This window comes from Bacteroidales bacterium (assembly GCA_035342335.1).
Classification (GTDB): domain Bacteria; phylum Bacteroidota; class Bacteroidia; order Bacteroidales; family JAGONC01; genus JAGONC01.
On record DAOQWY010000001.1, the window covers coordinates 228390 to 252422 of the forward strand.

Annotated in this window: 10 protein-coding genes and 1 pseudogene; 2 read left to right on the plus strand and 9 right to left on the minus strand. The window is 50.1% G+C overall.

Going from position 1 to position 24033, the window contains the following annotated elements; all coding sequences use genetic code 11:
• Nucleotides 1–76: 76 nt before the first annotated feature.
• The 5 genes from PKI34_00930 to PKI34_00950 form a co-directional block, all read right to left on the minus strand.
• Complete coding sequence (locus PKI34_00930; GenBank protein ID HNS16369.1) at nucleotides 77–3835, minus strand: DUF5060 domain-containing protein; 3759 nt, start codon at nucleotides 3833–3835, stop codon at nucleotides 77–79.
• Nucleotides 3836–3912: 77 nt separating this feature from the next.
• The gene (locus PKI34_00935) at nucleotides 3913–5457 is read right to left on the minus strand and encodes a hypothetical protein (protein HNS16370.1); all 1545 of its coding nucleotides are present in this window, start codon (nucleotides 5455–5457) and stop codon (nucleotides 3913–3915) included.
• 7 nt (nucleotides 5458–5464) lie between these two features.
• A complete protein-coding gene (locus PKI34_00940; protein HNS16371.1) occupies nucleotides 5465–6793 on the minus strand; it encodes a hypothetical protein in 1329 nt (442 codons plus the stop codon).
• 28 nt (nucleotides 6794–6821) lie between these two features.
• The gene (locus PKI34_00945) at nucleotides 6822–8591 is read right to left on the minus strand and encodes a hypothetical protein (protein HNS16372.1); all 1770 of its coding nucleotides are present in this window, start codon (nucleotides 8589–8591) and stop codon (nucleotides 6822–6824) included.
• A 295-nt stretch (nucleotides 8592–8886) separates the two neighbouring features.
• A complete protein-coding gene (locus tag PKI34_00950; protein ID HNS16373.1) occupies nucleotides 8887–9633 on the minus strand; it encodes a LytTR family DNA-binding domain-containing protein in 747 nt (248 codons plus the stop codon).
• Nucleotides 9634–9769: 136 nt separating this feature from the next.
• Here PKI34_00950 and PKI34_00955 point away from each other — a divergent pair.
• Both PKI34_00955 and PKI34_00960 read left to right on the plus strand, forming a co-directional pair.
• Nucleotides 9770–10219: pseudogene (locus PKI34_00955) on the plus strand (flavin reductase family protein).
• A 117-nt stretch (nucleotides 10220–10336) separates the two neighbouring features.
• Nucleotides 10337–10477 carry a rubredoxin gene (locus PKI34_00960; GenBank protein HNS16374.1) on the plus strand — a complete coding sequence of 47 codons (141 nt, stop codon included), beginning with the start codon at nucleotides 10337–10339 and terminating at the stop codon, nucleotides 10475–10477.
• On the opposite strand, the gene PKI34_00965 is transcribed toward PKI34_00960, so the two are convergent.
• The 4 genes from PKI34_00965 to PKI34_00980 form a co-directional block, all read right to left on the minus strand.
• A complete protein-coding gene (locus PKI34_00965; protein HNS16375.1) occupies nucleotides 10478–15886 on the minus strand; it encodes a T9SS type A sorting domain-containing protein in 5409 nt (1802 codons plus the stop codon).
• Between the two features lie 30 nt (nucleotides 15887–15916).
• Nucleotides 15917–18463 carry a hypothetical protein gene (locus PKI34_00970; protein ID HNS16376.1) on the minus strand — a complete coding sequence of 849 codons (2547 nt, stop codon included), beginning with the start codon at nucleotides 18461–18463 and terminating at the stop codon, nucleotides 15917–15919.
• A gap of 101 nt (nucleotides 18464–18564) precedes the next feature.
• Complete coding sequence (locus PKI34_00975; GenBank protein ID HNS16377.1) at nucleotides 18565–22539, minus strand: C25 family cysteine peptidase; 3975 nt, start codon at nucleotides 22537–22539, stop codon at nucleotides 18565–18567.
• Between the two features lie 159 nt (nucleotides 22540–22698).
• The gene (locus PKI34_00980) at nucleotides 22699–23994 is read right to left on the minus strand and encodes a hypothetical protein (protein ID HNS16378.1); all 1296 of its coding nucleotides are present in this window, start codon (nucleotides 23992–23994) and stop codon (nucleotides 22699–22701) included.
• Between the last annotated feature and the right edge of the window lie 39 nt (nucleotides 23995–24033).

Below are 24033 nucleotides of genomic sequence, written 5' to 3' on the forward strand. Positions count from 1 at the left end.
TGCAAAAGTAATGTGTTTTGGTCATTCCATGTCAGGAAGCGATTTTTCCCTGATTTGCTTAACGGCAGGTTTTGCTTCAGGGATTGGATGGGAACTGTACCGTGCAGGATTCCATCACCCTGATCAGGTAGGCCCTGCCCGGTTCCAGGGCTGTCAGGGTGAAAATGTTCATCGACGGCCAGTAGATCTGAGGTCCTGCAATTTCCTTGACAACGACCAGGTTGGTACCCAGCGCCGAGAAAATGCCGGTTTCGGTAGTAGAAACAGGAAATGAGGACAGAACAGGCAGCAGATTCCATCCAGGTACCAGTGAAACCTCTGTATCGGTCGTTTCACTTCCGGTGACCAACAGGGTTACACTGTTTGTCACCTTGCAGAAATATCCCTGGTAAGGATTCCAGGTAAGCAGGGAATACAGATTCCCTCCGGGCCAGTAGCTGTCTTCCGGATCCGACAGGACTTCAAGCGAATCTCCGATGGGTCCGAACAGCACTACGATGGAATCGTTGATGGGTACGACATAGGACGAAATGCCGCTCCAGCCTGCCGGCAGGTTCACAGAATGGATGTACCGGAAAGCGGACAGTCCGCCCAACAGCGTTTGACCTCCCTGTGTATAAACCTGTGGGCCAAGTACATATTCCGGTATGGCATCGAAATCCTCTCCATCCGGCATCGAATGGATTTTCCACCGGAAAGCTTCTCCGGTGATAAAACCGTCTTTTACCGGGGTGTCGGGATCATCGCCATAGGCAAGGATGTCGACCGGCATATTCCCCTTCCACCTTGTCACCCCGGAGCATGTCATCTGGCCGTCGCTCTCATAGAAAACGCCAATATAATCGCCTGGGATGATGGGCTCGCCGTTGATGGTTGGCCAGGCGCTGACCAGGATGTGGATCAGATGGTGCTGGGGCTGCAAGGTCATCATCCAGCCGGGAGGAACCACATAAAGCCTGGCTGCCTGTGAAATCACGGGTGTGCCGCAGGCGCCGGAGACCCTGCAGTGGTACAATCTATCGTTCAATGCCGGGGGAGCCGAAATAATGCTCAGGACACTGGTCGCAGTTCCCTGATATACCCCATCATCCACCAGGCTGACCCATCCTGTTCCATCCGGATGCATCATCTGCCATTGATAGTTCAGGTTTTCAAGGAAGGAAACCTCAAACTGGGCGTTCTGGTTGAATTCCGCCACCACGGATTCAGGCTGCTGGGAAATAACCGGAAAGGGAAGGACGGTCACCTGCAGCGATTTTGGCGCTCCCTGTCCGCAGGTATTGATCCCTTTTACGGTGACCGGGCCGCTGACCATGACAGAATCAAGGGTTACGGTGATCTGGTTTGTCGTGCTGGTCCCGTTCATACCTGGTGGCAGTGTCCAGAGATAACTGTCGGCACCCCCAATGGGGCTGACCTGATACGAAACCGGTTCTCCTCCCGGGCATACCTGCTGCGGACCGCTGATGGGACCTGGTACCTGAGGCACGGTGGTGATCTGCATCAGCAGGGTATCCATCATGACGATGGTATCGAACACATTGAATACTTTTAACGTGACGGAAAATGTGCCCGTAGTGTTATAGGCCACTTTCGGATTGGGGACCGTGGAGTAGGCAGGCAGCCCGCCCGGGAATTGCCACTGACGGCCTGTGGTGATCCCGGTGGAAAGATCGGTGAAGGAAGCCGTGTCGCCCTTGCAGAGCAAGCTGTCCGATACCGTGAAATCAGCGTCAATGCCCGAATCAAGGCTGGTGATCTTATAGGCGGCGTCCCAGATGATACCGGGGACACTGACCACCAGGTTCCCGTTGGTCACAGCTTTAATGGACGATGAATCGGGCAGTCCTGTCGAACCATTGTACCACTGGAATGAATAGTAACTGTTGTTCAGGCCGGAGAAATTCATCACGCCGCCGCTCAGCGGGGATGGTGTCCCGTACTGGTTGATATAGGCATAATTGTAATACCGGTTCTGAACCCAGCCGCTCACCTGGTTCGGGTCTTTCAGGGCAAAACTTCTGCATACCGGAGCATAATTCACGAAGACATATTTTTCGACCTCAATGTACATGCTGCCGGAATTGTCGACAAAAATCTCATGATTCCCCACTGCCACATTGACGGTATAGGTTGAATTTGAATTGGCAACCTGTTCCAGGACCTTCACTCCGTCAACGTAAATTTTAAGGGTGGACAACAACACATTGCTTCCGGTCTTCACCCTGAACTGCCCCGCCTTGGTGTAATTTACAAAAAAGTGGGGCGGATTCCGGCTGCCCGGGTAAAGATATCCATAGAGCATGTAATTCAGGTAACTGTTCCGAGGCACAAGGTCGCCACTGGTTTCTACCGTGAATTCGTTTTCCGGTGAAGGGGAAAAGAGTACTTTATATCCTGGCAGGATCTCGGTGTCCAGGTTATTGTTCGCCGTACAGAATACGCTTACCGGTTGATAGTTTTTTTGCAGCAGGGGGATGGTCTGCATGAAAAGTGCCACCGGTTTGAAGTGATGATAAAGGTGCTGTGTATGGATATAGCTATCCCAGTGCCAGGCGGTGGCTGCTCCGAATGAACCTGATAAAGCAGTGGCCCAGAGCGAGTTGTGAAGCGAGATGCCGGTAGGATCCAGGGCGATGATCTCGGTTGGGGAATGCCCGAGCCCGAATTCGCCGATGATGTTGGGTTTGTTCCATTGGGTGAGGTAATGCCGTGTGCCTGCCCATAAGGCAAGCTCAAGGTCGGGTGTCGTCTTGTAAAGATGGATCTGCGTGAAGTCGGTCATAGTGTTTTCCCACATTTCGGGATCATGGCTGAAATTGGCATAACTTGGTGAAATGGGGCGATGATGGATATCCAGTGAATCCAGATACTGGCCGGTCACCGTCAGCCAGGAATTGATCTCATCCTGATAGTCGTCAAAGTCACCGGTATTGTCTGTTTCTGTGAACAGCTCCCAGGCGGAGAGATGGGAGGAATAGCCCCAGCGGGCATTGATGTAGCGGAGTTTTTGTTTGTAATAAGAGCGTGCGGTGGCGTTGGTATAAAAATCCCACGTGTTCTGGCACGGGCCACCGTTCGTCGCTTTGTAGGGACTCCATTGCCAATCGTTGTTGCTCAGCGTGGAGACTTCATTATGGATCAGCGGACAGATTTGCAGGTAAAGCCCTTCCTCTTCCGACTTGTTCAGCACCCAGTCGAGCCACCAGGCGATGTTCATCCGGTTCGTGTAATTGCCCAATCCGGTATTGCTCCATTCGATGCCGAATGACCAGGGGGCCAGGATGATCTTGATGAAATTGGAATGGCTGGCAATCAGGCTGTCCATCCAGGTTTCATAAACATAAAACCCTCCTGCATATAAATTCCAGGGGATGGACATTCCGACCGGGAAAAAGTGTTCCCCGTTGCTGAATTTCTGAAAGTAGGTGCCGGTATTGCTGATAAATCCGGGATTGGCGGAGGGAAGGCAAACAAAGGAGTACGTCGCCGAATAGGAGGTGCCTGTTGCATCCTTGCAAACCACCATATAGAACCATGTACCGGTCTCTTTCGGACTGAACCGGATCTTCCAGTAGGGCGGGTCGTTCGGGATCAGAGGACCATCCGGCGGATTGGGTAAATAGTCCTGGTAATAGAATCCATCCACCTGGTAGACTGTTCCGGATGGCGAGGTGAACTGCCCTTTCAGATTGACCTGGCTGTAATCGAACGGATTCATGTACTGCGCCGTCATGATGACACTGACCTCCAGTTTATTGTACCTGCCGATCGTGTCGTTGTTCACCCAAATGGAATCATAGATGGCCAGGGACTGTACCTGAAAGGTTATCATAAGGAAACAGAAAGTAAACCAGAAGGTTAACCCGGGAAGGAGTCGGGATTGGGCTGGAACGATCAGAGTTGAAAATTTCATTGACTTCCGGTGTCTTTCATCACAAAGATAGCGATCTTTTTGGTGGAATCCTCCCTGGAAATCCGCAGGGTGTCCAAGACCAGAAAGTCAAAAGCTGAAAGGTTTTCAAAGGTGTAACCTTCTTCGGTCACCGAGAACCAGGAATCCCAGACGACGACTGTATTGCCGGGCAATTTCCCGGGGTGCCTGATCGCTGCGATCTTGCCCCGTTGCGCTGGGTCATACGGGTCAATGCCCAGTTGCATTCCAACATAGGGGTGGGAGTAGAGGTATAAATTCCCGGAGGACCCTTTTATTATCCCGGGAATGACCTCGTTGATCAGTTTCTGGTCAGCCGACAGATCCAGATCCCTGTCCCATTTCAGGGATGCCGGATTTCCCAGAAAAGGAAATGAGATGATGAATGCCAGGATGCCGTAGAAAAGGATTCTGTTGAGCCAGTGGAACCGGGTGGAGGTGATCCATTCCAATCCGCGCATACCGATAATGGCTGTCAGGGGAATGACTGAATTCAGGACCCTTCCCAATCCCATTGAATTGAAGATGCCCAGCGCCCAGAAAACCGTGTGGGCCAGGAAAAAGGCCAGAAAAGAACCATAGACCAGCAGAAGTTCTTCCGTGAAGAAGGGATGAGGCACGATGTGCCGTTTCCTGATCAGGTTCACTGCCATCCGGAGCAATCCCAGTAGGAGCATCCCCGACAGGGGTAATCCGATCACATAATAAAGCTTGAAAATAAAATCCGGCCAGTGGCCGGCACCATACCAACTGTCAAGGCTCAGGTAAGGGATCCGGCTGAATACCCATAAAAGATCGTGATAGTAAAAATAGCCGATGATTCCGTAGATCCCATGTCCGGTCAGCAGTAAAGGCAGATACCGGTACTGTTTTTTCACGAGAAGATACAGGGCAAACACCCCCGCGATGATCAGTCCCTCGGAACGCATAAAGGGCATGACGGAAACGATCAGGACAGAAAGGGTTGTGTTTTTTTTCAACATCAGATAAATCGATGCGATCAGGGCCAGGCCGAGCAAATGCTCCGTCATCCCGGAAAAGATGTACTTGAAGTAGACGGGGGCGGCAAAGAGGAAGCATAATGCCAGGTAAGGGAAAGGTACCCACCCCCTGGCCCCCTCCCTGCTCGCAGGGAGGGGGAGAAGAAAAGTGGAAGACTTCCCCCTCCCTGCTCGCAGGGAGGGGGACCGAGGGGGTGGGTAATCTTTTATACCCACGATCACCGAGGCAACCTTAATGGTAAAATACCCCGTAAAAGCCGCCACAATGCAGTTGAAGATCTTCATCCCTGTGAAACCAAACTGTGAAAACGGCGAGCTTAACAGGGTGAAAACCGGCTTGCCCCAGTGGTGAAGATACAGTTCAGGGTGAACAAATGCAAACCGCGAGATCAGGTAGTGTTCAATGCTGTCACCAGAATCACCGGTTCCATCTTTTACAAAGGCGATCAGAATGAAAATGACCAGAAAGCATCCAGTCGATGCCAGTGCCACGATCTCCTGTTTCTGTGCGTCTGTTTTCATGGATCGTTCATTTCGGAGGGGAGACAAGTAAATCAAGGAATTTGTTCCAGTCCCAGGTAACACCGTACCAGCACCCATCCCACGAATAGATCATTTTCAGGTTCAAAACAACCAGGATGCAAACAAGGATGATCCAGCACCATTTCAAGGCTTTCCGTGGGCGGTTCAGGATTGTATTTGCCAGATAGCCAAAAGGCAAAGCCATTACGGTGGTGTATTCCGTAAAGCTTCTGTTCCCGTATCCACAGCCATAGTACCAGTTCCACCAGGAGGAGAAAAGGTAAATGATCACCAGCAACAGAACGGCCAACGTCCTCCCGTTGTCTTTATGCCGGATCAGCATCAGGATGGTACCGGTGAAACCGAACAGAAGGACCGGATTGTACAGGATCAGTCCATTGTTGGTGGAAAAGAGGTATTCGGTGATCTTTGGAGAGAGCAGGTTCGTAAATCCTTCCCCGTGATACGTATAGATTATGAATTTATCATACGTGTAATTCCAGTAGAGCAGTTGTGGAAGAAAAAGTAGAAAAGCTATGAAAAGCAGGATGAGCACGTGTTCCCATTTCAGCAGGAATGAGATCCTCTTTGAAATTTCTTCGCGCGTTGCCGCATCCAGGAAGATGATTACCGGTAAAAAGACAGCATTCACGGGTCTGACCAGTATGATCATTGCAGCGGCAAGTCCGGTGAGGATGATCCATTTCAGGGCGGATCCGGATTCGGAAAACACCCGCTGCACTGCGAAAAGGTACAGGCTGAACAGGAAGAAGGAGTAGACGTGCGACATGCCCGTTTCGTCAACAGCATAGTAAAAAAGAGTTGTCCCCAGGAAAAGGGCTGTGATCGTAATGAGCGAAATGCCTTTCGAAAAATACCTCCTCAGCACGCGGTACCATAGGATGAGTCCCGCCATCAGATAGAACACTGCCGCCACATTGATCATTTTGTGGTATGGTTGGGAGAATCCGTCCCCGGGCGCATCTGACAGCGCCACGATGGCGTGGGTGGTCAGGAAAAAAGGTGTCATCATCACGGCCACACCGCACGTATATTTGGTGACAACCCGGTTCGTCGCGCTATCCAGCCGGAATCCATTCCCTGTGGCCGTATCGATGCCCTGCGGAAACCTGGATGCGTTAAAAGAATGGATAAAAGCTGCCGGAAGGTAAGCATAATATCCGGCTTTGTCGCCCCAGATCTCACTGTGGTAATTATGCAAGCCTGTTTTGCTGTGGCGGTTGAAGGATAAAAACAGCAGCAGCCCTGTCAGCAGGATCAGTAACACATTCCGCCACCAGGCCGGTATTTGTTTGCGTATGATTCGCCCTGTCATAATCAAACTGTAAGGACATTGAAGATGTTTATTTTTTCTGTCGCTCCAGCATCCACATTGCATCCAGCCGGAGCATTTCCTCCGTCGTTCGGTTTTGCTTTGCTGCCTTTTGGGCAATGGCTTCCATCCAGGCGGGATCATTCCGGATGGTTTGGATGATGCGTTCGATCTCCAGGGCCATTTCCTGCTGACCCTGTGAGATCCTGTATTGCCGGCAGGCCTCCTGGTAAAGGACTTCCTCCCGGGGCAGGCAATAACCGGAATACCCTTCCATCACCCGGGCAAGCATCGAACTGTCGTTTTCGATTTCTTTCTGAATGTTTTTTATCGAGCCCCACCGGGAGTAAAGGTCGGGGTATTGTTTCCAGAACATGAACCCGGCGTGCCGGTTCAACGTTTCCTCAACTGTAAGTCCTGAATCCGCCGCCTGTTGTTCAATGGTGCGCATCCACGCCGTATCAGCGGCAATGACCGATCGGTGATAATCCGTGCCCTTTCTTTTAAGGTAACCCGTCAGATCGTTCTTTTTGAACATATAATCCGCTTCCTGATGAATGATTTTCTCCAGGGTTTTATTTTGTTGCTGTGCCCTCACAACCAGTTCATCAAAGAATTGTACATTCTCACGGATGTTGTTTTCGTAGGAATAATGAGGATCCGGTTCAAGATCAGGGGTGTACGCCTCAAAAAGAGCATCAGTAAAGCCCCAGTCGTACTTGAAAAGAAACCGCTCGGTGGACATGATCAGGATGACATCCTTTTTTTCGACTTCTGCCCGGATATCCAGATCGGCCGTAAAGGTGGAATCATCGTAGGAATCGGGATAGACCAGTGCATTGAAGTACCAAAAAGCATGATTGTTAAAGCAATGGTCGGGGATCCGGGCGTTATAGATATTCCAGTAATAACTGTCGCCTTCGACCAGGACATCCGGACGGGTTTTGCCTTTCCGGTCTTCGAAACGGATCACCGGGTAGGCCATGGGGCCGTGCGGCAGTTCAAAGAGCAGGTTTAGCGGTTTGGCCGCATCGTAGTCGGTGTCGCGCAGTGAATCAGAGACGATAATCCGTTCAACGGAAAAGTCGGGCATGTCGATCTGACGCATGCGCTCAATGTATTTGACCATCGTGTCCGCCATCAGTGTCATTCCGTACACGCTCCAGTGAACTCCGTACCTGGGATAAAGGTCGTAGCGGGAGGTATCCTTCAGGGCAAGGTAGCAGGCATTCAGGTCGAGGAATCTGATGTTCAACTCGTTAAGTTTTTTAACAATGTACGTGTAGTTGGAGGGTTCTTTTTTCCGTTCAGCCGGTCCTTCGGGAAGGGTTTCGGGGCTGAAGCGTGCCTTGCTGGGCTCCAGAACAGGTACCAGATCGATACCGTAGGTCTTCTTCAGGTGGTCCTGGACGAATTTCAGCCGTCCCAGTTTCTTATCCCAGGTCGTTGAGCCAATGAAATCCTCTCCTGTCCAGGCCCGGATATAGTCCTGTTCATGAAGGACGTTATGCCTGCCGATAACCACACCTTCTGCATGGACTTTTTTAAATAGTGTAAAGTCGATCTGGTTATGGAGCCGGACCAGGCTGTTGTGAAGGCCAAGGCATTGTTCCAGGTAAGGGTTGTATTTTGCCTGGAAATCACCCGAGAGCCAGCCGGATTTTTGCAGTGCAGGTTTTTCCGGCAGGATAAAATCGCCATTCAGGGGCCGGATCGGGAAAATGTGTAATTGGTTCTGCACGAAAGGGATGAACAGGAGGAAAAGGATGAGGAGGAGGGCTGTTTTTTTGGCGGATTGCATCAGGTATGGCCTTACTTTGCAAAGATAAGGGGAAATGAGTCACCAAGGAATGCCCGAAGTCGACGTCATTCGCGCAAAAAAAGAAACCGCCGGTGTTCACCGGCGGTTTTTGCCTCATTAGATAAGTTCTCTTGCTTGTATTCCATGAGGCGTTGCGGGAATTACTACACCTCCTCTAAGACGAAGTAACGGGATAAAATTAGATACTTGCGGATTCTAATCCAAGAAAAAGTCGACTTATTCTATGAAGGCATACGTTTTCCGGATGAACACCCCCACTTCTTTTACGAAGCCACTATAGTTTAAGTTCATCCAGGAGCCTGATGTGTTTGGACGGGATGCTGAATAAATACTCTTTTCCTCCTGCCGACAGAATGCACTCATTTCTGTGGCGGTTAATTTTTCGAAGGTAAGAAAGGTTGATGATCACCGAGCGGTTGATGCGAAAAAACTGATTCGTCAGGGTTTCTTCAAGTTTGCCTATGCTCTGGCTGATGGTTTCTCTCTTTTCATCGAGCAGGACAATATCGGTATAGCTTCCGTCAGCAACGAAATACACTATCTCATTCGGTTCGATCATCAGGTACCCTGTCCGGATATTGAAACGCAACTTGAATGTATGATCAACCTCTCTGATCAGATTGTCCAATTTCTGTCCAACGTCCATCTTCCCTTTTTCTGACAGGAACTTATAGATGCACTGTTTCAGTTCATCCGGATCAATGGGTTTGAGTATATAATCGAATGCTGCAAGCTTTATGGCCAGGATAGCATATTCGTTGTAGGCCGTTACAAAGACGATCGTCGGAGCGATGGGGTACTTCCGGATCTCCCTGATCAGGTCAAATCCGTTTTTAAACGGCATTTCAATATCGAGAAAGATGATATCCGGGTGATGGAACAGGACTGCCTTCAGTGCTGAGTCTGCATCCGCTTCTTTCCCAACGATCCTGCATTCGGGAAAGCCGGATAAAAATTTTTCAAGAATTTCCCGTGCACTGGCTTCATCGTCAACGATAAGGGCTTTAAAAGGTGTATTCATATCGTTTTTTTAACCATCCTGAGTACTGCAAATAAAGATATAAATTATTCAAATATGAAAAATTAAATATTGATGAAAAAATATGCGTTACATTTGAATCATCATTCAAATCTTAATGATCAGACATCATACGAAGATGAATCATCAGGCCTTTTTTAAACTTTCCTACGGAATCTACCTGGTTTGTGCCCGTAAAGAGGAGGATCTATCAGGTTTTGTTGCCAATACTGCTTTTCAGGTCACCGCTGAGCCACCCCGGATTGCCATCAGCTGCCATAAGAACAACCAGACAATCTCGGCCATCCAGTACAGCAAGTCTTTCTCCCTGTCGGTTTTGCATAAGGATGCAAGCATGGAAATGATCCGGACTTTTGGCTATTCATCGGTTGATCCCAATCCGGATCCATCCCGGAAGTTCAGTCACGTGGAGGTGAGCTATGGGAAAACGGGTTCCCCGATCGTTCTCACGGATGCCCTTGCCTATTTTGAATGCAGGGTCGTCAATTCCTACGACCAGGGAACCCATATCTTATTCATTGGCGAGGTTGTGGATGCCGTCATCCTGGATGACAGAAAGGAACCACTTACCTATGCCTATTACCGGAATGTCAGGAAGGCATTTGCTCCTCCGAACGCTCCCACTTATGTGGATCAGGAGCAGTCAGAAGAACAGAGTGGCAGCAGGGGAGAATATGTATGCCAGATCTGTGGATATGTATATGATCCCGCTGAAGGAGATCCCCGTAATGGCATTCCACCGGGAACAGCCTGGGAAGACCTTCCTGAAGGCTGGGTATGTCCGATATGCAGGGCCAACAGGTCCTACTTCCGGCAGATGGACTGATCAGAATATCACTATTTTCCTGGTCGCCAGGGTGCCGTTGCTGATGACCGTCAGGATATATACTCCTGATTTCAGGCAGCTGAGGTTTATCTCCACGTCATTTCTGCCTGACCTGACCGGCAGATCATGCTCGTAGACAAGATTACCCGCAGGATCCATGATCCTCAGAAAAACCATTTCTTCCAGCAGGGCATCCATCTGAACCTTAAAAATACCGTGATTGGGGTTCGGGATGACCTTGATCGCTGACTGTTCATTCTGTTTGTTGATTCCGGTACATTCATCCACGGTGATGGGTTGGCTTGCGGAGAAACTGCATTGGTTCTCATCCGTATAGGTATAGGTGATCACGAAGGTACCGGCACCGGAAATGTCAGGGTAAAAATATTCATCGACGACACCGGTGCCTGAATAGATACCTCCTTCAGGGGAGCCACCGGTGAGCATCCAGGGAGGATCGTCGAGGCATAGGTCAGGCAATTCGCTGAGCGTAACCTGCGTTTCAGGCCAGTAGGAGAGCACCATCATGTCAGGGGCAGGTATGTTACAGGGTTCGATCCCGGTGACAAGGATTTGCAGAAGGGCATCACCGGCGACGAGGTCAGCAGGTCCGGGGGTGTAAATGGCGTGAAGCAGGGAGGCATCATCAAAGGAACCATCACCAAAGGTATACCATTGAATTTCGGTGTAATTATCTGCCTGACCCTGAAGCATATAGGAGTCCCCCAGGCATACGGTTGCATCATCGCCGGCTGAGGCAAACGGTGGGTCAACCAGTACTACCGGCACAAAATCCTGAATGACATTGTTCAGGTTATCGGTAACGCTTGCGTAGTAGGTTGTATTGACCAGCGGTGTGTCCGTTGGATTTTGAAGGCCGGAGCTAAATCCGGGAGGATCTGAGGTCCAGGAATAGCTGAAAGGTCCCGTGGATCCCTGGGCATCGGCAAACAGCTGGACAACATTGCCTGTGCAGGCGGGGTTGGGCGTGGCCGTGACCGTCAGTTCGAACGGGCTGCCTTCGATGAAGACCGTCATTTCGTCGCTCTGCGGGCATCCCGTACTGTTGTCTGTTGCGGTCAGTTTGAACGTGACGGGACTGGTCAGGGGGATGGTCACGGGATTTTGCACACCCGGATCCTCCAGGTAGGCCCCGGGCTCCCAGTAATAACTGTAATCACCTGATCCTCCGCTGGCCATTCCTTGAAGCGTGGCGGAAGTGTTGTAAAGGATCGTCTGGTCCTCCCCGGCATCAACCATCGGTCCCGGATCCAGTGTCAGGATGATGCTGTCTATATCCGAACCTGTGCATGGATCGATTCCAAATGCTTTCAGCGTTAGTTCTGCCGTGCCCAGGCTGATATCTTCCGGTCCTGGCGTATAGGTCGCTGACAAGAGGGTGGGATCGTTGAAAATACCGTCTCCCAATGACTCCCAAAGGATTGAACCGGAATTCACAGCCGTTCCGCTAAGGTTGCGGGGAGCATTTTCACAGGCCCAGCCGTCTTCACCGGCGAACGCCTGTGGTTCATATTGAACGCTGATCGACATGGTGTCGGCTTGACTCTGCGTGCAGGGCGGATGGGGAAAGGCTGTCAGGAAAAGGTTGACTGCCCCATTTGCAAGATCTTCCTGACCGGGCGTGTAGGTTGCATCCAGCAGGGTGGGGTCGTTAAAGGTCCCGTCGCCTCCGGTCGTCCAGAACGTGGAGTCGGAGTAGGTGACCTCGGCATCAAGCGTGACAGGGGATCCTTCACAGGTAAGACGGTCCGGCCCTGCAAACGGATATGGTAACCTACTGATGGTCAATTGCATAATATCTGATAGCTCCAAATCCAGCTCATTGGATCCCGTGATGGTCAGAGTGACATTACCGGAATTTATATCGGAGATACCTGGCGTATAAAGGGGATCAGATATAGTTTGATCGTTAAATGTTCCTGATCCGGAGGTTGACCATTCAATGGAAGAAGCATTGAAAACAGTGGCATTCAGCTGAACGGTGCTGCCCTGGCATATGGTGTCATCATTACCGGCATAAACGGTCAGGAGCAATGCATCGGTGGGAGGCATGACAACATAATCGATCCAGGCGCAGTCACTTCCCCCGACCACGCTTCCATCTTTCTGGTATTTCCATTGAAAAATGTGCGGACCTTCCCCGACCGTATACGTATGTTTATTCCAGGTGGCTTCTCCTGACCACCGCCCTTTTTCCGCACCGTCAATCAGAAAGATCAGGAAGTCATAACCTGATTCGGAAGAGACCTTTGAGTAAAAGGAGATCAGGGATGTTGACAGGACATCTGCCTGGAGCAGCAATGCGCTTGACTGGGAATCATTGATGGTTCCCGACCTGGCACTGAAGGTTCCCTGGTAAATAGTTCCGGTTTCAATCATCCAGTTTTGCTGTCCGGCGTAATACCAGGGAAATTTGGTGAAATCGCCGGTTTCAAAATCTTCTGTGATCGTACCCACGATCAAATACAGGCTGTCGGTGATCAGAACTTCAGGATCTCCCCCGACCGACAGAGTGAAGGGTGCGATATGTCCATAGGGAGTTTGCGGTGATGCGGTTATGTTGAAAACAAAAGATGTATCGGAATGGGCAGGGAGCAGGAGAACGGTATCCAGCGACTGATTTATGGTGATGTACGGATCGGGCGAAGAGAGGCCTGCGATCAGATGGATCGCTTTTCCTCCGCCTTCATTGTGGAGTGCAAGTACCAGGTTGGATGTTTCACCGGGATCCAGTATCTGGTCAGCGTAATCCTGAACGGTGAGCAATCCCGGAACGATGACCGGAGCACTTGCCGTAAAGGTCAACGTGCGCTGGAGTGTATCCTGAACAGCCGTAATGATGTGTTGCATCGCGATGGGATGCCTGTCAGAAACAGCATCTGCCACCAGAAAGGAAAATGCATCCTGGAAGATAAGGATCTCTCCCGGTTGAATTGTACCGATCGGCTGTATGTTATCCATTAGGATGACCATGTCATCTTCGGTGGTGAGTTTCATGGTCGCTTCGGTATAGGGATCATCCGACAGGTTTTTCAGGGTCACATCCACCAAAACGGTATCCCCTGGCTCAATGGTGTTGTCGGAGCCCGCATGGATCACAAAATCACTCTGTATGCCTGTCGTGGTGAACGCCAGTGTTTTCTTTGACGAGATAGCATTCTGGTCAGTAGCCAGAAAGGTAACCGGAAATTGTGCATAGGCTTTTTGGGGAGCGCCGTGGAAGAGTCCGGAGACATCCATGGTCATGTCAAGCGGGTACGGGAAGGGATTTAATTGAATTTTTTTATTCTGTGTCATAGGGTTGACACCCGAACCTGACGGGATATGGTAATTTTTGGCGTCTCCATTTGTGACACCCGCGTACCATTCAACAGAAGAGGGGATGGTGCTGGTACCGTAAAAGAACTCAATTTTACCATCGGGATACAGTTTGACTACCATATTCAGATCCGAAGTGGATGACATTCCTGTTTGCGACACATTCCACCGGAACGTGGCACCGGTTGAGTCTCCCTGGTACCACAGACCGTCACCGTAGGAGGGATAGATTTGCAGGTTGAAGTCAAATCTGGGTGCTATGTTTCTGTTTTTGAGGAACCGCAGGTAATTATCCTTATGGTAAGGGAAGGTGACCAGGGAGTTATCAAATTTCAAAAAACCATTGACATACATATAAACCGTATCATAGAGCTCACCATAGAACGGAAATTGGAACGGTAAGGCCTTCAAGGCATACCCGGTCGTATTGCTGGTCGGAGTCAGTTGCTCGGCCGTAACGGCCGGGAAGGACGATGATGAGGATGTTTCCTGATATTCGTACCTGAGCGACCATTCGTACGGCAAGGTGCCGCCAGCTGCAGCCAAGGTGTAAGAATAGGGTTCATAGAGAGTGGCCGGGGGCAGGGAAGCTGTCTGGATGGTCACATCACTGTAATTTATTGCGGCGACAACCGACAAACGGGTCATGGCGTTCTGCTGGATGGGAACATTCGTTTCGCTGCAGGGAATTTCAGTCACACCACTGGTGTAATTCATCAGTGAAAATGAATTGATCTGTCCTGTTCCCCAGTTTTCAGGATCACTTTCTTCCACCTGCAGGAAAAATTTTGCTTCCAGCCCGGGTGGTAAATAATTCAGCAAGGGAGTGATATCCAGTCCGAATTCAATCGTTTTATCCGCTTCCGTCGTACCTCCCTGCATATACAGGCATTCTCCCTGATAGTTAAGGATGGGGAAACTCATCACATAGGTCGGAGCCGTTGCATTGACATTATCGGAAACACCCGCCGTGATCTTCAGCCTGTACCTGCACGTGTGGGTAAGGGTGACTTTCATGGTCAGCTGCGGACTGCAGTCGTATTTTGGCTTGAGCACATTCACCGTGTTATTCCATATACCCCCTTCGCCAAAGACATCTGCCACTGTTTTGTACATCATGTAACAATACCCGCTGTCGCCCCAGCCCGGTACACCTCCGTAACTGTTTACGAACTTGAATCCTCCGACTTCCCAGTCTTTAACCGTGACCACTCCGTCACCGTTGATGTCCAGATCATTGGTATACAGGCCGTCATCGTTGTAATCCCAGCGGATGGAATCGTTGTAACCTACAATGCAGAGGGCGTGGGAAGCTGAAGATGACCAGCCGGTGCAGACGTGTTTACCCGCTTCCGGTGATCCACCCGGGAACACGTGAAGAGAGGGTTGATTGGCATAAAAACTACCTACACCACCAACTGAAGCATCGTCCAGATGTGAATGCACCCAGTGCTTGAGTGTCATAAATCCTTCATAAGTATCCGTCCGGATATTGAACGCATCCCGGATCCTGTTGTGCATGGCATTGTAATACAGGTCATAGCCCGACATCCACCGTTTTTCCCCCCCGGCCGACATTCCTCCGTAATCTTCCACTGAGGGATCACCGACGTGCCGCAATACTTCCATGGAGTGATAATAACTGACACCGCCGTAGTAATTCGAGCCGTTCATCCAGTTCCAGGTAAAATGCGTGGGATGCTGGTTTTCAGGTTCATCCCCTGATGCATTCCTGACATAATTCATTTCGTAGGTAAAATTATACCCGACCAGTGAGGCCTGTCCGCAGGAATAACCTGCCTGGTTGAATACAGGCCGCATGAACGGTTGTGTTGAATTATCCACGATGGGCGGGAGCAGCGGTGCGTTATCTCCCCTGAAATGATCCGGTAACTCCAGGGTCGGCAGTGACGTGATGTAGATCGAATCATAATAGTTCAGGGGCGTGTAAATGCCGGATTTTAAATAAAAGGCCAGTGAATCCTGACCGGCATCATGTTTTTGGGCAGCGGATAACAAGGGCCCCAGCATCAACAGGATGGGCAGAAGTTTGTTTTTCATGATGTCCATAAAGTCCTTATTATTGGACAAGAGTCGTTGCTATTTCAGCAGGACGATCTTACCGGTACCAATCCGGTTACCGGCTTTCAGAAAATAGTGATACACTCCGTTTTTCGCAACGGATCCCGTGTCGGTCGAGCCATTCCAGACGACCGCATGGCTTCCGGGCTGAAAAGGCCGCGGATGGATCAGCGTTTTGACCTGTTTTCCCTCCAGATTGTAGATCTTTAATTCCACCTGCGTCATCTGATCAAGGTAAAACCCTATTCTGGTTTCGGTGGAAAAAGGATTTGGGCGGACATCGGCCGATAGCTGGCCGGCCATTTCTCCCGGCGCGGGTACGTCCACATGACCAGTGGACAGCGTCAGGGCCTTTGTGGACGCAATATTCAGGTAGTCCGTTACGCGGAAAGTGATCTCCCAGGAATGGTTGTCAAGGGCCGGCACACCCTGGAAAATGCCGTCACCGGTGATGTTCATCCCCATGGGGTAGTCAGGTGGCCGGAACTCCAGTGCACAGTTGTCGGGCAGGGAGTTCGTGTTCGACACGCTGGCAATCGTAAAGCTCTGACCGTCGCCTTTTGAGATTCCTGAAGCCCATCCTGTCCCGTCTGTCATCGAATTGGCATAATAGAAGTCAATAATCCCACTGGCATTCAGGACCACTACCACATCAATATCCACATCAGGCTCATCGTATTTGGAAGTTTTCCAGCGGAAGGTGGCACTGCTGGCATTCCCCTGGTAATAAATGCCATCCCCCTGCCCGGGATAGATCATCAGATCGGCGCAATAAGCCGTTATTACTTTACTGTTTTTCAGTTTTTCCTCATCACGGATATAGTCGAATGCTTCTTCGAATACGATGGAACCGTCGGTGAGCAGCGTAACCTGATCGTAGGTTTCCCCATAGAACGGGAAAGAAAATTCAAGTTCCCTGATGGCATAGCCGTCATCGTAATCCGTTGGTACCAGCAGTTCATCATTGATCGCAGGGTAGATACCGATGATGGGATTTTCTTCGTAATTGATCAACAGGTCCCATGCATAGGGAGGAGTGCCACCGGACGCTTCCAGTTGCACATTGTAAGGTTCATTAACAACAGCGGGAGGAAGTTCCTCCGTTGTGATCGACGGGGCATTGAAGCTGATCGTTGCACAAACGGAGACCGTTGTAGTATCATTTTCGGCAATGGGTAGGTGTTGCTGGGGAAAGATGATCTCTTCTCCGGATGTATAATCGGTCAGGCTCAGTGAAACCATCTCTCCTGTTCCTGTATTGGCAGGGTCTGTTTCAACAATGCTGAAAAAGAACCGGGCGGGTTGCCCTGAGGTGATCTGACTCAGGAGGGGAGTGATGTCAAGACCATATTCGAGGGTCTTATCCTCTTCGGAATAGCCTCCCTGCATATAAAGATTCCCTCCCTGATTCCTGAACAGGGGGAAGGTCATTTCATAGTCGGGTTTCAGTGCATTGGTGTCGGCCGACACCCCGGCCATAAAACGGATCTTGTCGCGGGAGGTATGTTTGACCGTTCCCTTCAGGGTGACAAAAGGATCGTAGACCTGGCGGGTGGTGATCACGTGGATGGTATTGGTCCATATCCCTCCCTGGGAGGTGGCATCGGCGAGGCCTTTGTACATCATATAGGACGTTCCGCCGTCGCCAAACCCCATTCCCCAGCTGTTGGCAAATTTCAGCGCGCCAATCTCCCAGTCTTTCACATTGACCGTTCCATCGGAGTTGATATCAATATGGTTGGTGTACTGTCCATCGCCGTTGAAATCATACCTTATGGAATCATTATAGCCGACGATGGTCATGGCGTGGTTGACCTCCGCGTCCCACCAGACCACGACGGATTTACCTGCTTCCGGTGTACCTGCTGGCAGGGAGGTCATGGTAAAATCGTTGGAAACTCCGGCTGCGAAGACCGCCAGTCCTCCCGGTTCCTTTTTCCCAAGATGGTTAAAAAGCCAGTGTTTCAGGGTTTCCAGTCCCTGTTCGTTGCCAACCTGGATGGCGAAGATATTCAGCACCTTATTATGCATTCCGTTGTAATATTCATCATAGCCGCTCATCCACCTGGAATAGCCGCCATAGGCATAATCCCCTCCCCAGTCCAGCACGTTGGGGCATCCGTCCGATTGAACGATCACCCATCCGTCGAAGTGCCAGGATCCACCGCCGGTGCCGCCATTGAGGAAATTCCAGGTGTAGTGGGTCGGGTACTGGGTCAGCAGATTGTCAGCCGGAACACCACGTTCACAATCGATCTCATAGGTGAAGCAGTATCCCATCCCCGAGGCCTGGCCACAACTCCCGCCATCCTGCATGAAAATGGGACGGAAATAAGGCTGTGTCGTATTATCAACAGCAGCGGGAAGATCACGGCCGGCCCTTTCAGGAGGTGTTGTCAAACGGGGCAGATCGTTGAGAAATTCCCAGTCATCCGCTGTCAATGGTCTTAATCCCCCTGCCAGCCAGGGATCACCGCCGGGATCCGGATTCACGTTGACAACCTGAGCGATCAGCGCATTCGAAAGGAGGTAAAGGCAAATGAGGATGGTGTATTTCCTGGCCATAAATATTTGATTTACATAAGTAAATAAACCGAATAATTTCAAGAAAGTAGAATATAAATTACCTGTCCGTTACGGCAGGATATGAACAGCCGGGTCAAAGCTTACTGAAGGATCAGTTTTTTCTCGGCATGCGCGTTTTCACCTGTTATCCTTATATAATAGACCCCGCCTGGCAAGGCACTTATATCCAGTTCTTTACAGAACTTTTGATGGATGATGATGTCTTTCATAATGAGTACTCTGGTGCCGGAGGCGTGTGTGATCGTCAGGTCAACCTGCTCCTCAACATCCGAATAGACGGTGATGTAAACTACATCACTGGCAGGATTGGGATGGATTTGCAAGGAGAAACCCTGGCCATTCAACTGGTCAATGCCGACGGTGTTGCTGACCAGTACTTCAAGCACCTCTGAATGATCGCTGTCTCCACATTCGTTCAGCGCTGCCACGCTAATGCCAGCGGTCCCGGTGAATTCCGTGTTCCAGGTCACCGTTCCCAGTTCATCCATACCTGAGATGTATCCCGCTGTTGGGGGTTCCAGAAGCCAGTTGTAGGAAGTGGCTCCAGGTACCGGCTGGATTGCATAGTCGGACGTGGTCGTGTAGTACAGATCAACGTAATCAGGTCCGGCGGGTGTTCCTGGTGCGTCAGGGACTGGCATAAACGATAAAATCAAATCCCTGGTAATGTCCCCGCAGGGAAGGCCACTGAAGGCAGTGAGGGTAAGCGTGACGGATCCTGCGTTATAATCACCCTGGCTGGGATAATAGATCGGAGTAAGAATGTTGGCCGCACTGAACGATCCTGTCCCGGAGGTTTCCCACTCAAGGGCATAGTAATTAGTGGCTGCTGCCTGGCATTGGTAATCCTCTCCTTCACAGATCGTTGTATCCGGACCGGGATTGCAGGTTGTCACCAGGGTTGGTGGAAACACGATATAGTCAATCCACGCCCGGTCCAGTCCTTTGAATTCATCGTAATTTTTTGTGTAAACCCATTTGAATGTATGAAAACCTGTATTGACAGGGTAACTGAACCGTTCCCAGTCGAACATGCCAGCCCATTGGGCAATGAGGTTATCGTCAATGAAGAACTGGAGATAGTCAGCATCTTCTTCGGAGGATACTTTTCTGAAGAATGAGATGCTGTCATTGGCCAGAACGGTATAAGATAATTTAAAGTTGGAGGATTCATCATTGTTGATGGTGCCCGAACGTATGCAGAAAGCTCCCTCGTATGGACTATCAGGGGTGACCTGCCACGGGAACTGGCTGGTGGATGACCAGGCAAACCGGCTGAAGTCTCCTGTTTCCCAGTTCTCAAAAACGATCCCGATCGTACCGTTGTATGTGTGCAGATAGGTATAGTCACCACAGGCAAAGTTGATGGTCAGGTCAACAAAAGCACCGATGGGTGCTTCATCGTCTATTACAACAGGAAAGGACAAATAGATGATGGTATCGGCAGGCAATGATTCGATCTCCACATTGGGGTTTTCGATCGTTGCATACACACTTCCCGTCGAGAGGCTGGCTGTGGCATTCGATCCATCGCTGTGGCCCGAATTCATCAACGGGATGATCACCATCAATGTTTCGCCCGCGTCGATGCTTCCGCTTGAATTACCACCTACCGAATCGTTGTAGAATATGGCTCCGGTCGTAAATTCAGGTGCGCGTGCGATCAGTTCAACCTCATCTTCCCAGGTATCATCCGCCACGATCGTAATGTCGAATTCGATCAGCGTTTGATCGGGGATGTTTGACGCAACTTCAAAGCTGAATGCATCGGCAATGGTCTTGGATTCACCGGCGGGGATGAGACCGTAGGCGTGATGGTCATCGGTCAGGGTAACATATTCGTTATCGGTTGAAATCGTCACTTCTGAATTGTATGCAGGCTGATCACCGACATTTTTAATCGTGAGGGCCATGGAGATGTTTTCGCCAAAGTCAATGAAGCCATTGTCATTGCCACTGTTGTCATTCAGCATATATGAGGTGAAGATCAGGTAGGGCTGGTTGGAAATGACCAGAACCTCGCCTGTTATCTTATTGCGGTTATGGGCTGTGATGGTCACATACAGCGGGGCCGGATCCAGCAACGTGGGAAATTCGACAATGACGTCCCCTTGTGCATCAGCGATTCCGCGGCCAATCAGTTCGTCGTTGGCTGTAACAGCAACACGGGCGTACGGTGCATCGGTCGTAATCGTGATCGATGAGCTGCCGATGGAAATGGATACGGGGATGTCAGCGGTGATATCTGTGGGGATTGCCGTCCAGATGTCCATGCTGGGATCGCCGAAGAGGTTGAGCTCATAGGCTGTCCAGGCACAATATTCATCATTCTGGATATAGGACACATCATCCTCTTTTGACCGGGCATTGACATCTCCCACCCGGGTAATGTCTTCCCCAAAAATGGCATCGTAAAACTCGCGGTCATAGTACTGTGATGAACTGTTGGTCCCTCCCGGGTTATACCAACCGTAGCGGGAGTTGGCAATGGTTGCCACTTCACCGGTCGGCAGGTTGGTGAAAACCTCAGCAAAACAGTCGGTCCCGCCATAGCCTCCCCCGTCGTCACGGTTGTCGAAAGAACCGTTATAGCAGCCCTGGCTGTATCCGACAACAAAACCCCTGGTAATTCCGTCGTTCGTAAAATTGGTGGTGGTCAGGTCGGAGTTGTACATTTTCATGTTATAGGTGACATTGGAGTGGCCCAGGTGGTTCACCAGGTTCACCCCTTCCTGGTTGAACTGCTCAAAAATATCTTCCTTATACCACATCGACGTCATTTCGTACAATTTGGAAACCTCGAAATTGGGTGAGATCCCCTCGGTGGTGTACCCGTTGGCGCTGCTTCCGTTGGCGATCTCATCCTTATAGGTTCCGCCCCAGGTATTTGAATTCAGTTGTTCTCCCACCATGAGCGCTTTTTCGATATCTGCCACCACCGGCGTATCCTGATATTTAATCAGTTTATTGACAAAACTCTGTATTTCCTGTACGTTATCAACACAGATGCGGCCGATGCTCACTTCGGAGTAAAGATCCCATTCATTGGGTTCGCCCCAGTAGTTGTCACCATCGGTATTCCAGTTCCCGTCGAGGCCGGCATAGTACATATCCGAGGGGATGTTGCTGTCATCAAGGGCATCCAGTCCACGGGGAGGGATGATGTTGTCGGTGCCGCTGGCCGGGTCCCCGTCGCCACCCAGGATGACATAGGAGATGCCGTTGTTCTGGTAATAATCTTTGATGCAGTTCCGGATCTTATCGGCATTATCCTGCCCCGTATAGGTTGAATAGATTTCCTCGGTCGTGATCGTCTTGACAAAAAAACCGGTTGACTCCTTGAACTCCACATAATCTTCAAAAGCAGGCATAAGGGCGTTGTTGGAGATCAGCAGCAGGTCATACGGATCATCGTCCCTGGTATTGGCGTATGTGTAGGTGTACAGCAGTTCAGGGTTACGAACGATCTGGTTGATCCTTTTGTCAATCAGTGCCGAAGATCTGCGCAAGGCGGATGATTCCCCTGCCCTGTCGGTTGGTGCTGATAAAATTTCCAGGGTCAGTTCCCTGAGAAATTGAACCTTTTCGGAAACCGGTTCGTAAACGACCGGGCAAACGGTGAATGCCCCTATGGAGTGGCCGTTGAGAAAGTGCGTGGAGGCATTGTCAATCATTTTTGCCGGATAGGGCTCAGCGGAGTTGTAGATGACCGAGTCTTGCCTGAGTGTGACCGTTTCGCCCGTGTACCGGGAAATGGGGACAGGCTTTACGGCTGGTTTGATCCGGATACCGGTTTGGGTGGGATAATAGGTGGCCGAAAGGATCCGGACCTCTTTAAGTTCATGGCCGGGTGATAACAGGTACTCCGCACCGTAGTACGGAATCTCCGGGGTTCCCTCCCTGCCCATGTTCAGGCAGTTTTCGTAAACGATGAGGCTATAGCCGTCACGCACCTCTTCCAGCTGTGGTTTTTCAAACTGGATGGTGTAGATCTGGGCGATGGATGAAAGGGTGAAACACGATACCACACAGGTCAAAAAGAAAAATCTTCTCATGATTAAAAATTTTGATGGTTAGAAGGGTAACAAAAGTAGAATAGTTCGGTGTAATTAGCAAGCAGATTAACTTTTTTAAAATCAAAGAGGAAAAATCAAAGAGCAAAAATCAACTCAAAAATCAAATATCGGTTAATCGTTAATCAGATATCCTCCTGATCAAACGATCAGTTCATTCAGCCGGTGCCGCCACATGACAAAGCCTTCTATGAAAGGAGAACTCACGTTTTCGTGAACGATGACATTGAAGATCAGGTCGGGGTCGTTCGGAGAGGTCCGCCAGGCAAGTTTATACTGCTCGCGGCCGCTGTTACGGACCTGGTTGATCGCATCTTCCACGCGGCGAACCTGTAGATCAAGTTCATCATCCCCCTTGCCAATGCTCCAGATATAGGTGGCGTGGGAGTTCAGCAGTTCCCAGACAAAGTGGTTCATGCGTTCCCCTGCAATAGTGAACAGGAAGCCAAAAAAAGGATGAAGGGTGAATTTTAATTTTGATCCCGGCACCTGTTTTTGACCGGCCAGGTATTCCAGCTGTTTTCGGTTTCGCACCTTCGATTTTTCGAGCAAAAATTTCAGGATCTCTTCCTCCGACTGGTCAAAAACGTTGCCTTCCCGTTCGTCGGCCGAAAATTCATCGAAAATATCGCTGGAAGTGAACAACGACTTATCGATAGGGCCACGGAATGGAGGTCTGGTGATTCCCAGCGTGCGGATATTCCGGATGGTGTCGATCAATTCTTCGTTGATCAAACTGATGATCCTGGATGTTGCTTCTGCATGGACAACTTTCCTGTTCTCCATCGTGATCCTGGCACTAACATTGAATTTTCGGGTCCCCAGTGCCTTCATGAAGTAACTTTTGATCAGGTCGAACTCAGGGATAAGGAAATCATTGCGGATCTTGAATCTGACCAGTTCTCCGGTTTCCTGCACCGGGTGTTCAAAAACCACATAACCCAGTTTGAAGGCCGCATCCTTAAAGGAGATGCTGAATTCTTTGTTGATCAGTTCATGGGAAGGGGAGGATCGAAAAAGGAGGTTTTTTCGTTTTATCTCTGCTGGCTTGTCGTGCAACGAAGGATGATTGATGCTTTCAAACGCTTCGATGACGGCCCTGTCGAGATTGGGCAACTCTGTCATGGAGTAGAGGAGGCATTTTTTCAGTGACGGAACATCCACCAGTCCGGTGAATTCGATGAAATCAATGGCAGCCTTGGGACTTTGTTGTTGAAAGGTCTCCGTTTCGCGGACAAAGTAATTGCTGACCCTGGCTTTCAGGATATGGGCGTTTTTATCAAAGGACAATTGTTCTATTTCCCAGAAGACGTTTTTGATCCTTTCAACAGGCAGATGTTCAATCGGTAAATTGGATCTTCCGATGGGAAGAAACAGATGGTCGTTAAAGAATATTTTTCCATCCTGGATGCAGATGATGACATGCTGGGAAGGCATAGGGAGGATGATGAATGGGTAACAAAACCGTTATTACAA